This window comes from Burkholderia arboris (assembly GCF_038723655.1).
Taxonomy (GTDB): Bacteria; Pseudomonadota; Gammaproteobacteria; order Burkholderiales; family Burkholderiaceae; genus Burkholderia; species Burkholderia arboris.
The window spans coordinates 2558123-2570968 of record NZ_CP109822.1 but is presented as its reverse complement, the minus strand read 5'-3'; the positions used below and the strand labels follow the sequence as shown (position 1 = coordinate 2570968).

Below are 12846 nucleotides of genomic sequence, written 5' to 3'. Positions count from 1 at the left end.
GACGACAACCGCATCCGGAGCACACTGATGACGTCCCCCGTACAACACGCAGTCCAACACGACCCGGTCCGTGACTATCTCGACCGCGGCATCAAGAACTACTGGTATCCCGTTGCACCGAGCTGGCAGGTGTCGAATGCGCCCGTCGGCCTCACGCGCCTGTCCGAGCAGATCGTGCTGTGGCGCGATCACGACGGCAAGGTCCACGCACTGGAAGACCGCTGCCCGCACCGCGGCGCGCGCCTGTCGCTCGGCTGGAACCTCGGCGGCAACATCGCGTGCTGGTATCACGGCGTCGAAATCGACGGCGGCGGCACGGTCAACCGCGTGCCGGCCGTCTCGAACTGTCCGCTCGAAGGCACGAAGTGCGTGAAGTCGTATCCGGTCGAAGAGAAGGCCGGCGCGATCTTCCTGTGGTTCGGCGACGAAGCGCACGGCGAGCCGGCGCCGCTGAACCTGCCCGAGGAACTGGTTGCCGACGAGTACGGGCACTTCCTGTGCGTGTCGAACTGGAAGTGCAATTACCAGTACGCGATCGACAACGTGATGGATCCGATGCACGGCGCGTACCTGCACGCGACGTCGCACTCGATGGCCGAAGGCGACAAGCAGGCCGACATGCGCGTGCGCAAGACGGAAACGGGCCTGATGTTCGAGAAGATCGGCCAGCGCGACGTGAACTTCGACTGGGTCGAACTCGGCGAAACGGGCTGCCTGTGGATGCGCCTCGCGATTCCGTACAAGCAGAAGTTCGGCCCGGGCGGCAACTTCGGGATCATCGGCTTCGCGACGCCGGTCGACGGCGACAACTGCCAGGTCTACTTCTGGCGTACGCGCAAGGTCAGCGGCTGGCAGCGCGACGTATGGCGCTTCATGTACCGCAACCGCCTCGAAGGCCTGCACTGGGACGTGCTCGAGCAGGACCGCTACGTCCTCGAAAGCCTCGCGCCGCACGCGCGCGATCACGAATACCTGTACCAGCACGACGTCGGCATCACGCGCGTGCGCCGGATGTTGCGTCAGCGTGCGCAGGAACACCTGTCGGCACTCGACGCGCACCGCGCGGCTCACGCCGCTTCGGAGCCCGCGAATGGCTGACCTCGCTCCGGTCGTGTCGCTGCCGGGGCGCCGCGTGCTCGTCACGGGCGGCGCGCGCGGGCTCGGCGCGGCGTTCGTGAAGGCGCTGGTCGCGGCCGGCGCGCAGGTCGCGTTCGGCGACGTACTCGTCGAAGAGGGCCGCGCGCTGGCCGCAGCGCTCACGCAAGCCGGCCACGCCGCGCACTTCTTCGCGCTCGACCTGGCCGATCCGGCCAGCATCGACGCCTTCGTCGCGCAGGGCGCGGCGGCGCTCGGCGGCATCGACGCACTGATCAACAACGCGGCGATCACGAACTCGGGCGGCAGGCTGTCGACGGAGCTCGACGTGCCGACATGGGACGCCGTGATGAACGTGAACGTGCGCGGCGTGTGGCTCGTCAGCAATGCAGCGCTGCCGCACCTCGCACGGTCGGGCCGCGGCGCGATCGTGAACCTCGCGTCGGACACTGCGTTGTGGGGCGCGCCGAAGCTGCTCGCGTACGTCGCGAGCAAGGGCGCGGTGATCGCGATGACGCATGCGCAGGCACGCGAGTTCGGCGCGCACGGCGTGACGGTCAACGCGATCGCGCCGGGGCTCACCGAAGTCGAGGCGACCGCCTACGTACCGGCCGAGCGCCACGCGTTCTACATGCAGGGCCGCGCGCTGACACGTGCGCAGGTGCCCGAAGACGTGACGGGCCCCGTGCTGTTCCTGCTGTCGGACGGCGCGCGCTTCGTGACGGGTCAATTGCTGCCGGTGAACGGCGGCTTCGTAATGAATTGATGTTTTCACACTGAATGAAGGAGAGGACGATGGCGGACGCCGATCTCGAACGCAAGTCGTGGGACCAGCCGGAAGGCGCAAGCTTCAACGACTGGATGGAAGGGCGCGTGGCGCGCTACGCGACACGCCGTTACGACTGGGACGCGCTGAAGTTCCAGGCCGACTACGACCCGAAGTACCGCCGTGCGCAGATGCGCTACGTCGGCACGGGCGGCACGGGCGTCGCGAAGGACATCAACACGGTGCCGGCCGGCGGCTTCACGTTCTCGACGATGGTCATCCCGGCCGGCAACATCGGCCCGAGCCACATCCACATGGACGTCGAGGAAATCTTCTTCGTGTTGCGCGGCAAGATGAAAGTCATCTGCGAGCGCGACGGCGAGACGTGGGAAGCGATCCTCGGCGAGCGCGACCTGATCTCGGTGCCGCCGGGCGTGTATCGCACGGAAATCAACATCGGCGAGGAAGATGCGCTGATGTGCGTGATGCTCGGTTCGCCGAAGCCGATCACGCCGACGTATCCGCCCGATTCGCCGCTCGCGAAGATCAAGCGTTGAAACGGAGCGGGTGAAGCAATGAGTGTCATCGACAAACGTGAACGCGACCGCACCGCGGCGTTCGCCGCGCTGCTCGGGCAGTTTCCCGAGCAGCGTTGCGCGGCCGGCGCGGCGGGCACGATCGGCTACCGTGAAGCCGGCGCAGGCGAGGCCGGCGCGCAGCATGCGGGCCGCACGCTGCCCGTCGTGCTGCTGCACGGGATCGGCTCGGGCGCCGCATCGTGGGTCCGCCAGCTCGACACGCTCGGCGCATCGCGGCGCGTGCTCGCATGGGATGCGCCCGGTTACGGCGTGTCGACGCCCGTGCACGGCGCGTCGCCGGCTGCCGCCGATTACGCGGCATCGCTGAACGCGTGGCTCGAGGCACTCGGCATCGAACGCTGCGTGCTGGTCGGTCATTCGCTCGGCGCGATCGTTGCGGGCGGTCTCGCCCGCGTGATGCCCGCGCGGATCGCCGGCCTGCTGCTGGTGTCGCCTGCTGGCGGTTATGGCAGCGCACCGGCCGAAACGCGCGAATCGCGCCGCGACGCGCGGCTCGCGATGCTCGCGGAACTCGGCCCGGCCGGGCTCGCCGAGCAGCGCAGCGGCAACATGCTGTCCGGTTTCGCGAACGAGGAGGCGAAGGCGTGGGTGCGCTGGAACATGGCGCGCATCGTGCCGGCCGGCTACGCGCAGGCCACGCATCTGCTCGCGAACGCGGACCTCGCGACCGATCTCGCCGGCTTCCGCGGCCGCACGGCCGTGGCCGTCGGTGCGAACGACGCGATCACGCCGCCCGCCGCGTGCGAGCGGATCGCCGCGGCCGCGCACGTCGCGCTGCAGGTGATTCCGCAAGCCGGTCATGCCGGCTACGTGGAAGCGCCGGCCGTTTATTCCGCACTGATCGACGGCTTCTGCCGCCAGTGCGACCAACAGCGGGGGCTGGGATGAAAAACCCCCACGCTCACATTCGTTCGCTGCCCCCCAAGGGGGCGGATGTCTCCCTTGGGGCGGCCCGGCGGGAGGCATCATGAGCGAACCGCTGCAACAAAACGAATCCGAAAACGCGAAGGCCGAAGCCAACTATGTGGTGCCGGGCCTCGAACGCGGGCTGCGGATTCTCGCCGAATTCTCGCCGCGCGAGCCCGTGCTCGGCGCGCCCGAACTGTCGAAACGGCTGGGCATTCCGCGCACGACGGTGTTCCGTCTGCTGCAGACGCTCGAATCGCTCGGCTTTCTCGAGCGCGCGGACAAGGATCGCAACTACAAGCTCGGCATCGCCGTGCTGCGGCTCGGCTTCGAATACCTGAGCTCGCTGGAGCTGACCGATCTCGGCTTGCCGGTGATCGAAAGCCTGCGCGATGCGACCGGCTTCACGACGCACATCGTGATCCGCGACGGCCGCGACGTGGTGTTCGTCGCGAAGGCGCAGAGCCAGTCGCCGGTGTTCAGCTCGATTCGCGTGAACGTCGGCACGCGCCTGCCCGCGCATGCGACGACCCACGGCCACGTGCTGATGGGCGACCTGTCGCTGAAGGAACTGCACGCACTGTATCCGGAAGGCGCGCTGAACCGGATGACGAGCGCGACGCCGGAAACGGTCGACGCGTTGTACGACATGATCCGCGAGGATGCGCTGCGCGGCTACGGCGTCAGCAATTCGTCGTTCGAGCGCGGGATCTCGGTGGTGACGGCGCCGGTGCGCAACGAGACGCAGAGGATCGTCGCGTGCATCACGGTGACGGTGCCGCGTCCGGAGATCGACGCGGCGTTGATCGCGGACGGGCTGATCGACAAGGTGCAGCGCGCGGCGGCGGAACTGTCGCGGCGGCTCAATTACCGCTCGGATGACGAGCACACGTTTCTGAAGGCTTTAGGACTCCGATGATTCAGATCGATCTGACCGGGCAGGTTGCGGTGGTGACGGGCGGTTCGTCCGGCATCGGCCTCGCGACGGCCGAACGGTTCCTGCAGGCGGGTGCGTCGGTTGCAATCTGCGGCCGCGACAGCGACCGCCTCGAGCGCGCCGAAGCGATGCTGCGTGACAGGTACGACGGTGCGCACTTGCTGGCTACGCGCTGCAACGTACTCGACGAAGCCGACGTGGCCGCGTTCGCGCAAGCGGTCACAGCACGCTTCGGCCGTGCCGACATGCTGGTCAACAACGCCGGCCAGGGCCGCGTGTCGACCTTCGCCGACACGACCGACGACGCGTGGCGCGAAGAACTCGAGCTGAAGTATTTCAGCATCATCCGCCCGACGCGTGCGTTCCTGCCGCTGCTGCGCGACGCGCAGGCGCCGACGATCACGTGCGTGAACTCGCTGCTCGCACTGCAGCCCGAGCCGCACATGGTCGCGACGTCGTCGGCGCGCGCGGGCGTGCTGAGCCTCGTGAAGTCGCTCGCGACCGAGCTGGCGCCGCAGCGCATCCGCGTGAACTCGATCCTGATCGGCATCGTCGAGTCGGGCCAGTGGCGTCGCCGCTACGAAACGCAGGCGCAGCCCGGCGAAAGCTGGGAAGACTGGACGGGCGCGCTCGCCCGCAAGAAGAACATTCCGCTGAACCGCTTCGGCAAGCCTGACGAGGCCGCCTGGGCGCTCTTTTATCTCGCAACGCATCTGTCGTCGTACACGACGGGCAGCCATATCGACGTTTCTGGAGGCTTTGCACGCCATGTCTAAAAAAACCACGGTTGGCGAGCTGATTGCCGCCTTTCTCGAGCAGTGCGGCGTGAAAACCGCATTCGGTGTCATCTCGATCCACAACATGCCGATCCTCGACGCGATCAACTCGCGCGGCAACATCCGGTATGTCGGCGCGCGCGGTGAAGCCGGTGCGTTGAACATGGCCGACGGCCTGGCCCGCGTGTCGGGCGGCCTCGGTGTCGCGTTCACGAGCACGGGCACGGCGGCGGGCAACGCGGCCGGCGCGATGGTCGAGGCACTGACGGCCGGCACCGCGCTGCTGCACGTGACGGGGCAGATCGAAACGCCTTACCTCGACCAGGATCTGGCGTACATCCATGAAGCCCCCGACCAGCTGTCGATGCTCGACTCGATCTCGAAGGCCGCATTCCGCGTGCGCACCGTCGAAACCGTGCTGCCGACGATCCGCGAAGCCGTGCGCATCGCGCAGACGGCGCCGACGGGCCCGGTGTCGGTCGAGATTCCGATCGACATCCAGGCCGCCGAAATCGAATGGCCGGAAGATCTCGCGCCGGCCCATGTCACGGTGCGCGAGCACGACACCGCGCGCGTCGCGAAACTCGCCGACGCGCTGGCGGCGAAACGTCGTCCGCTGCTGTGGCTCGGCGGCGGTGCGCGCCACGCTCGCGAGGAAGTCGAACGCCTCGTGAAGCTCGGCTTCGGCGTCGTGACGAGCGTGCAGGGCCGTGGCGTGCTGCCCGAAGATCATCCGGCGACCCTCGGCGCGTTCAACGTGCACGCGTCCGTCGAAGCGTTCTACAAGACCTGCGATGCGCTCGTCGTCGTCGGCTCGCGCCTGCGCGGCAACGAGACGCTGAAGTACAAGCTCGCGCTGCCGCAGCCGCTGTTCCGCGTCGATGCCGAGGCGCTCGCTGACAACCGCGGCTATCGCAACGAGCTGTTCGTGCACGGCGATTCGAAGCGCGTGCTGGCCGAGCTGGCCGACCGCCTCGAAGGCCGCCTGTCGGTCGATCCGCAATTCGCGGCCGATCTCGCGGCCGCGCGCGAGCAGGCCGTCGCCAGCGTGGCGGAGGGCCTCGGGCCCTACAAGAAGCTGGTCGACACGCTGCAGGGCGCCGTCGGCCGCGACTACAACTGGGTGCGCGACGTGACGATCTCGAACAGCACGTGGGGCAACCGCCTGCTGAAGATCTTCGAGCCGCGCTCGGGCGTGCATGCGCTCGGCGGCGGCATCGGCCAGGGCATCCAGATGGGCATCGGCGCGGCGCTCGCAGGCGCGGCGGCGAAGACGGTCTGCCTGGTCGGCGACGGCGGCCTGATGGTCAACGTCGGCGAACTCGTCACGGCCGTGCAGGAAAACGCGAACGTGATGATCGTGCTGATGAACGACCAGTGCTACGGCGTGATCCGCAACATCCAGGACGCGCACTACGGCGGCCGCCGCTGCTTCGTGCAGCTGCACCAGCCCGATTTCGCGCAGTTCTGCGCGAGCTTCGGCCTCACGCACTACCGGATCACGTCGCTCGACGACGCCGAAGCGATCGTGCGCGAAGGGATGGCGAAGGAAGGGCCGGTGATGGTCGAGGTCGACATGCTGTCGGTCGGCTCGTTCGCGTCGAACTTCGCCGGCCCGCCGGTGAAGAAGGAAGCGCCGACGGAGCGCCAGTATGCGTAACGCCCACGCACCCGTCGACGTCGCGATGATCGGCTTCGGTGCGATCGGCGCGGCCGTGTACCGCGCAGTCGAGCACGATGCGTCGCTGCGTGTCGCGCACGTGATCGTGCCGGAACACCAGCGCGCGGCGGTGCAGGGCGTGCTCGGCGGCGCGGTGGAGGTCGTGTCGTCGGTCGACGCACTGGCCCGCCGCCCCGAGTTCGCGCTCGAATGCGCGGGCCACAGCGCGCTCGTCGATCACGTCGTGCCGCTGCTGAAGGCCGGCACCGACTGCGCAGTCGCATCGATCGGCGCACTGTCCGATCTCGCGCTGCTCGACGTGCTGTCGCAGGCGGCCGACGAAGGCGGCGCGACGGTCACGCTGCTGTCCGGCGCGATCGGCGGCATCGATGCGCTGGCGTCCGCGAAGCAGGGCGGCCTCGACGAAGTGCTGTACGTCGGCCGCAAGCCGCCGCTCGGCTGGCTCGGTACGCCCGCCGAGGCATTGTGCGACCTGCGCGCGATGACCGAGGAAATGGTGATCTTCGAGGGCACCGCGCGCGATGCCGCGCGGCTGTATCCGAAGAACGCGAACGTCGCGGCCACCGTCGCGCTCGCGGGCCTCGGCCTCGACGCGACCCACGTGCGCCTGATCGCCGATCCGGCGGTCGAGCGCAACGTGCACCGCATCACCGCGCGCGGCGCATTCGGCGAGATGTCGCTGGAAATGAGCGGCAAGCCGCTGCCCGACAACCCGAAGACGTCCGCGCTGACGGCGTACTGCGCGATCCGCGCGCTGCGCAACCGCGCGGCCCGCTGCGTGATCTGACCGGGCCTTGGACCGTCCGCCCGCGCCACGGCGAGGGCGGATGTGCAGAGACAGATTTGTGGGACTTGTGACATGACTCCTTTCGATACGAGCCTCGTACCCGACGGCACCATCCTGATCGGCGGCGAGTGGCGGCGCGGCCGTGGCGCGCCCTACGCGAGCATTTATCCGGCCGACCAGTCGCTGAACATGGAAGTGTCGACCGCGAATGCGGAAGACGCGGCCGAAGCCGTCGAGGCCGCCGACGCCGCGTGGCGCCGCGCCGACTGGGCCGGGCTGAAGCCGCACCAGCGCGCGCAGGTGCTGTACCGCATCGCCGACCTGATCATGCAGCGCCACGAGGCGCTCGCGAACCTGCAGCGTCGCGACAACGGCAAGCCGATCGGCGAGACCCGCGTGCTGGTGGCCAGCGCCGCGAACACGTTCCGCTATTTCGCGGCGTGCCTCGAAACGCTCGACGAAGAACTGACGCCGTCGCGTGGCGATTACCTGACGATGAGCGTGTACGAGCCGATCGGCGTGATCGCGGCGATCACGCCGTGGAATTCGCCGATCGCGTCCGATGCGCAGAAGCTTGCGCCGGCGCTCGCGGGCGGCAATGCGGTGGTGCTCAAGCCGGCCGAAGTCACGCCGCTCGTGTCGCTCGCGCTGGCACGCATCTGCGAGGAAGCCGGCGTGCCGAAGGGCGTGCTGAGCGTGCTGCCGGGCAAGGGCTCGGTGATCGGCGACGTGCTCGTGCGTCATCCGCTGGTGAAGAAGGTGTCGTTTACCGGCGGCACCGAAGTGGGCCGCGGCATCGCGCGCATCGCGGCCGAGAAGCTGATGCCCGTGTCGCTCGAACTCGGCGGCAAGTCGCCGACGATCGTGTGCGACGACGCCGATCTCGATCACGCGGTCAACGGTGTGCTGTACGGCATCTTCAGCTCGTCCGGCGAGGCGTGCATCGCGGGTTCGCGACTGTTCGTGCAGCGCGCGGTGTACGACGAATTCATGAAACGCCTGGTGGCCGGCGCCCGCAAGCTGCGCGTGGGCGACCCGACGCGGCCCGACACGCAGATGGGGCCGTTGATCACCGCGAAGCATCGCGAATCGGTCGAGCGCTACGTCGCACTGGGCCTCGAGGAAGGCGGCCGCCTGCTGTGCGGCGGCGAGCGGCCGTCGGGTGACGGGCGCGAGCACGGCTTCTTCTATCAGCCGACGATTCTCGAAGGCCTGCCGAACAGCGCGCGCATTTGCCAGGAAGAAATCTTCGGGCCCGTGCTCGTCGCGATGCCGTTCGACGACGAAGCGTCGCTGATCGCGCAGGCAAACGACAGCGTGTTCGGCCTCGCGGCCGGCATCTGGACGCGCGATTACAAGCGCGCCTGGCGCATCGCGCGCGCGCTCGAAACGGGCACGGTGTGGATCAACACGTACAAGCTGTTTTCGATTTCCACGCCGTTCTCGGGCTGGAAGGAGAGCGGGATGGGGCGCGAGAAGGGCCGTCTCGGCATTCGCGAGTACATGCAGCAGAAGAGCCTCTACTGGGGCTTGAACGACGCGCCGCTGCCGTGGGCGAACTGAGCGAAGGGGAATGACGCAATGAGCATTTTGGGAATCGAGCAGATCACGTACGGCGTCGACGACCTCGCGACCTGCCGGCGCTTTTTCGCCGACTGGGGGATGAAGGAAGTTGCGCACGACGACACGTGCGCGCGTTTCGAGACGCTGAACGGCTGCACCGTGCTGGCCGTCAAGGCCGACGATCCGGCGCTGCCGCCGGCATTCGAAGCCGGCCCGACGCTGCGGGAAGTCACGTGGGGCGTGCCGACGCAGGCCGAACTCGATGCGCTGCGCACGAAGCTCGCCGGTCAGCCCGGCTATTACGCACAGGACGATGCGGTCGGCTGCATCGACCCGAACGGGATGGCGATCCGCGTCGAAGTCACGCGCAAGCGCGAACTCGACATCACGGGCTCGCCGTCGAACGTGTGGGGCCAGACGCTGCGCGTCGACCAGCCGAGCCCGATCTATGCACGTGCGGAGCCGGTCGAGGTCGGGCATGTCGTGTTCTTCACGAACTGCCTCGACGCGCAGGAAAAGTTCTATCACGAGTTGCTGGGCTTCGAGACGTCCGATCGCTACCCGGGCCGCGGTGCATTCATGCGCTGCGCGCCGCACGGCGGCCATCACGACCTGTTCCTGCTTGCATTGCCGAACGGCAAACGCGGCCTGAACCACGTCGCGTTCACCGTGCGCGACATCCACGAAGTGTTCGGTGGCGGCATGCACATCGACCGCTGCGGCTGGGAAACGCAACTCGGCCCGGGCCGCCATCCGGTGTCGTCCGCGTACTTCTGGTACTTCCAGAATCCGGCCGGCGGCCTGATCGAGTACTACGCGGACGAAGACATGCTGACGCCCGAGTGGCAGCCGCGCGAATTCGAGCCGGGCCCGACCGTGTTCGCCGAATGGGCCGTCGACGGCGGCCTCGACGGCAACACGCGCCGGCAGAAGGACGCGAAGGCGCCGGAAGGCAAGTTCATGACGGAGCGCAAATCATGACCGAAGCGAATACGCCCGCGCAGCCTGCGCCGGGTACGGTCGTCGTGATCGGCGGCGGCCAGGCGGCCGGCTGGGTACTGAAGACGCTGCGCGCGGAAGGTTACGCGGGCCGTCTCGTGATGATCGCCGACGAGGCGCATCTGCCGTACGAGCGTCCGCCGCTGTCGAAGGCCGTACTGGCCGGCGACGCCGACATCGAAACCGTGCGCGTCGTGCGTCCCGACGAATTCGACGCGCTGAACGTCGAAGCATGGCAGCCGGAGCGTGCGGCCTCGATCGACCGCGCACGCCGCGTGGTGGCGACCGCGAGCGGCCGCGAGATCGAATACGACCGGCTCGTGATCGCGACCGGCGGCACGTCGCGCCGCTTGCCCGATGCGATCGTCAATACACCGAACCTGCATTACCTGCGCACGCTCGACGAAGCGGCCGCGCTCGGCGAGCAGCTGCGCGCGAGCCGGCGCGTGCTCGTGATCGGCGGCGGCTGGATCGGCCTCGAAGTCGCGGCGACCGCGCGCAAGCTCGGCGTCGACGCCGTCGTGGTCGAAGGCGCGCCGCGGCTGTGCGGCCGCTCGGTGCCGCAGATCGTGTCGGATTTCCTGCTCGACCTGCATCGTTCGAACGGTGTCGACGTGCGGACCGGCGCCGCGCTCGCGTCGCTCGATGCGCAGCCTGACGACGCATCGAAGGTGCGTGCGACGCTGGCCGACGGCACGACGATCGACGCCGATTTCGCGGTGGCCGGCATCGGCCTCGCACTGAACGCGTCGCTCGCGAGCGACGCGGGGCTGGCGGTCGACGACGGGATCGTCGTCGACGAATACGGCGCGACCAGCGACCCGGCGATCTTCGCGTGTGGCGACGTCGCGAACCACCACAACGGCTGGCTGAAGCGGCGCGTGCGGCTCGAATCGTGGGCCAACGCGCAGAACCAGGCGATCGCGGCGGCGAAGGCCGTGCTCGGCGTGCGCGCACCGTACGCGGAGATTCCGTGGTTCTGGTCCGATCAGTACGACGTGAACCTGCAGATCCTCGGTGATCTGCCGGCCGATGCGCAGCTCGTCGTGCGCGGCGATCTCGCCGCGCGCCGTGCGACGCTGTTTTTTGTGGGCGACGGGCATGTGAGAGGTGTCATCGCCGTGAACAACGCACGCGAGCTGAAGCTCGCGCGCAAGTGGATGAACCAGGGCCGGGCAGTGGATACGGAAGCCCTGGCAGACACGACCAAAGCGCTTGCCTGACGGCCAATACGGCAAAAAGATCCAGGAGACACCCCGCATGAGCACTTTCGACAACGTCGTGGCCGGTCGCGCCACGATGGAAGCTGCCGCCTCCACGCCCGGCGCGATCATCGCGCGGCTCGAGCGGCTTCCGGCCAACTCGATGCAGATCCGTGCGCGCGTGCTGATCGGCACCGCGACGTTCTTCGACGGCTTCGACGTGATCACGATCGCGGCGACGCTGCCGTTGCTGATCCACAAATGGGGGCTGTCGCCGACGCAGATCGGCATGCTGATCGCGTCCGGCGCGATCGGCCAGCTGATCGGCGCCTTCCTGTTTCCCGCGCTCGCGGAGAAGCACGGCCGCGTGAAGGCGATCGCGTGGAGCTCGGCCGTGATCGGCATCACGAGCATCGCGTGCGGCTTCGCGCCGACCTTCGAAGTGTTCGTGCTGCTGCGGATCCTGCAGGGGCTCGGGCTCGGCGGCGAGCTGCCGGTCGCCGCGACGTACATCAACGAGATCACGCGTGCACATGGCCGCGGCCGTTTCGTGCTGCTGTACGAGATCGTGTTCCCGATCGGCCTGCTCGTGTCGATGGCGCTTGGCGCGTGGCTCGTGCCGCGCTTCGGCTGGGAGATCATGTACTTCGTCGGCGGGCTGCCGCTGATCCTGTCGCTCGTGCTCACGCGCCTCGTGCCGGAATCGCCGCGCTGGCTCGCGTCGCGCGGGCGGCTCCCGGAAGCCGGGCGTGCGGTCGGCGTGTTCGAAGCGTCGGTGCGCGGCGAGCTGCCGCCCGTCACGCAGGCGGCCGCGTTCGACGAGATGGTGCGCCAGCATCCGAAGCGCAAGATGAGCGACCTGTTCAGCGCCGCGTATCGCAAGCGCACGCTCGCGGTGGCGACGCTGTGGGCGACCTGCGGGTTCATCCAGTACGGGCTGTCGACGTGGCTGCCGACGATCTACAAGAACTTCTATCACGCGCCGCTGCAGCTCGCGCTGAACCTCGCGGTGATCGGCTCGGTGATGGGCGTGCTCGGGTCGCTGGCCTCTGCATTGCTGGTCGACAAGCTCGGCCGCAAGCCGGTGATCGTGTGGTCGTTCGTGCTGTGCGCGCTGTCGCTGGCGTTCGCGGGCATCTATCACGCGTCGTCGGTGTACGTCGTCGCGATCTTCTGCTCGCTGTCGCTCGGGTTGATGGCGTCAGGGTTCATCACCGCGTACGTCTACACGCCGGAGCAGTATCCGACGAGCATCCGCGCGTCGGGCTGCGGGCTCGGCAGCGCGTGGCTGAAGATCGCGTCGTTCGTCGCGCCGATGGTCGTGCCGCACGCGATCATCGGCGGAAACCTCGCGCCGGCGTTCTACCTGATCGGCATCGTGCCGCTGATCGCGGCGGTGACCGTGCACTTCGTCGGGATCGAGACGAAGGGGAAGGTGCTGGAGGCGCTGGAGGCGTAAGCACATTCCGCAATGCCGGATGAAGCGAAGGGAAAGGCCCGGGCGATGTTCCCCGGGCATTTTCGTTTTGGGGCGA

At 68.2% G+C, this 12846-nt stretch carries 12 protein-coding genes; all 12 read left to right on the top strand.

The genetic code is table 11. The features are described 5' to 3' along the window. Positions 1-27: 27 nt before the first annotated feature. On the top strand, positions 28-1098 hold the full coding sequence (locus OHZ10_RS28830; RefSeq protein WP_059240099.1) for an aromatic ring-hydroxylating oxygenase subunit alpha: 1071 nt from the start codon (positions 28-30) through the stop codon (positions 1096-1098). Next, a complete protein-coding gene (locus tag OHZ10_RS28825; RefSeq protein ID WP_342705105.1) occupies positions 1091-1861 on the top strand; it encodes an SDR family oxidoreductase in 771 nt (256 codons plus the stop codon). Before OHZ10_RS28830 ends, OHZ10_RS28825 begins: the two co-directional genes overlap by 8 nt. Before the next feature lie 29 nt (positions 1862-1890). Next, positions 1891-2418: a cupin domain-containing protein gene (locus OHZ10_RS28820; RefSeq protein ID WP_059240103.1), complete on the top strand. Its 528-nt coding sequence runs from the start codon at positions 1891-1893 to the stop codon at positions 2416-2418. Between the two features lie 18 nt (positions 2419-2436). Then, entirely contained in the window at positions 2437-3348 is a 912-nt protein-coding gene (locus OHZ10_RS28815; protein WP_059240104.1) for an alpha/beta fold hydrolase, read from the top strand. Positions 3349-3427: 79 nt separating this feature from the next. Beyond that, entirely contained in the window at positions 3428-4285 is an 858-nt protein-coding gene (locus OHZ10_RS28810; RefSeq protein ID WP_059240106.1) for an IclR family transcriptional regulator, read from the top strand. Beyond that, on the top strand, positions 4282-5079 hold the full coding sequence (locus OHZ10_RS28805) for an SDR family oxidoreductase (protein ID WP_059240109.1): 798 nt from the start codon (positions 4282-4284) through the stop codon (positions 5077-5079). The genes OHZ10_RS28810 and OHZ10_RS28805 overlap by 4 nt, the downstream gene beginning before the upstream one ends. Continuing rightward, complete coding sequence (locus tag OHZ10_RS28800) at positions 5072-6739, top strand: thiamine pyrophosphate-binding protein (RefSeq protein ID WP_059240111.1); 1668 nt, start codon at positions 5072-5074, stop codon at positions 6737-6739. Before OHZ10_RS28805 ends, OHZ10_RS28800 begins: the two co-directional genes overlap by 8 nt. Then, on the top strand, positions 6732-7547 hold the full coding sequence (locus OHZ10_RS28795) for an aspartate dehydrogenase (RefSeq protein WP_059240112.1): 816 nt from the start codon (positions 6732-6734) through the stop codon (positions 7545-7547). The genes OHZ10_RS28800 and OHZ10_RS28795 overlap by 8 nt, the downstream gene beginning before the upstream one ends. A 72-nt stretch (positions 7548-7619) precedes the next feature. After that, entirely contained in the window at positions 7620-9110 is a 1491-nt protein-coding gene (locus OHZ10_RS28790) for an aldehyde dehydrogenase (protein ID WP_059240114.1), read from the top strand. Positions 9111-9128: 18 nt separating this feature from the next. Then, positions 9129-10091 carry a VOC family protein gene (locus OHZ10_RS28785; protein ID WP_342705104.1) on the top strand — a complete coding sequence of 321 codons (963 nt, stop codon included), beginning with the start codon at positions 9129-9131 and terminating at the stop codon, positions 10089-10091. Next, complete coding sequence (locus OHZ10_RS28780; protein ID WP_256086192.1) at positions 10088-11332, top strand: NAD(P)/FAD-dependent oxidoreductase; 1245 nt, start codon at positions 10088-10090, stop codon at positions 11330-11332. The genes OHZ10_RS28785 and OHZ10_RS28780 overlap by 4 nt, the downstream gene beginning before the upstream one ends. A 37-nt stretch (positions 11333-11369) precedes the next feature. Beyond that, complete coding sequence (locus OHZ10_RS28775; RefSeq protein ID WP_059240120.1) at positions 11370-12770, top strand: MFS transporter; 1401 nt, start codon at positions 11370-11372, stop codon at positions 12768-12770. Positions 12771-12846: the final 76 nt, after the last annotated feature.

What these genes read in the sequence shown, in the direction of transcription:
- OHZ10_RS28830 (WP_059240099.1), top strand. Translation starts at nt 28, where the DNA reads ATGACGTCCCCCGTACAACACGCAGTCCAACACGACCCGGTCCGTGAC.
- OHZ10_RS28825 (WP_342705105.1), top strand. Translation starts at nt 1,091, where the DNA reads ATGGCTGACCTCGCTCCGGTCGTGTCGCTGCCGGGGCGCCGCGTGCTC.
- OHZ10_RS28820 (WP_059240103.1), top strand. Translation starts at nt 1,891, where the DNA reads ATGGCGGACGCCGATCTCGAACGCAAGTCGTGGGACCAGCCGGAAGGC.
- OHZ10_RS28815 (WP_059240104.1), top strand. Translation starts at nt 2,437, where the DNA reads ATGAGTGTCATCGACAAACGTGAACGCGACCGCACCGCGGCGTTCGCC.
- OHZ10_RS28810 (WP_059240106.1), top strand. Translation starts at nt 3,428, where the DNA reads ATGAGCGAACCGCTGCAACAAAACGAATCCGAAAACGCGAAGGCCGAA.
- OHZ10_RS28805 (WP_059240109.1), top strand. Translation starts at nt 4,282, where the DNA reads ATGATTCAGATCGATCTGACCGGGCAGGTTGCGGTGGTGACGGGCGGT.
- OHZ10_RS28800 (WP_059240111.1), top strand. Translation starts at nt 5,072, where the DNA reads ATGTCTAAAAAAACCACGGTTGGCGAGCTGATTGCCGCCTTTCTCGAG.
- OHZ10_RS28795 (WP_059240112.1), top strand. Translation starts at nt 6,732, where the DNA reads ATGCGTAACGCCCACGCACCCGTCGACGTCGCGATGATCGGCTTCGGT.
- OHZ10_RS28790 (WP_059240114.1), top strand. Translation starts at nt 7,620, where the DNA reads ATGACTCCTTTCGATACGAGCCTCGTACCCGACGGCACCATCCTGATC.
- OHZ10_RS28785 (WP_342705104.1), top strand. Translation starts at nt 9,129, where the DNA reads ATGAGCATTTTGGGAATCGAGCAGATCACGTACGGCGTCGACGACCTC.
- OHZ10_RS28780 (WP_256086192.1), top strand. Translation starts at nt 10,088, where the DNA reads ATGACCGAAGCGAATACGCCCGCGCAGCCTGCGCCGGGTACGGTCGTC.
- OHZ10_RS28775 (WP_059240120.1), top strand. Translation starts at nt 11,370, where the DNA reads ATGAGCACTTTCGACAACGTCGTGGCCGGTCGCGCCACGATGGAAGCT.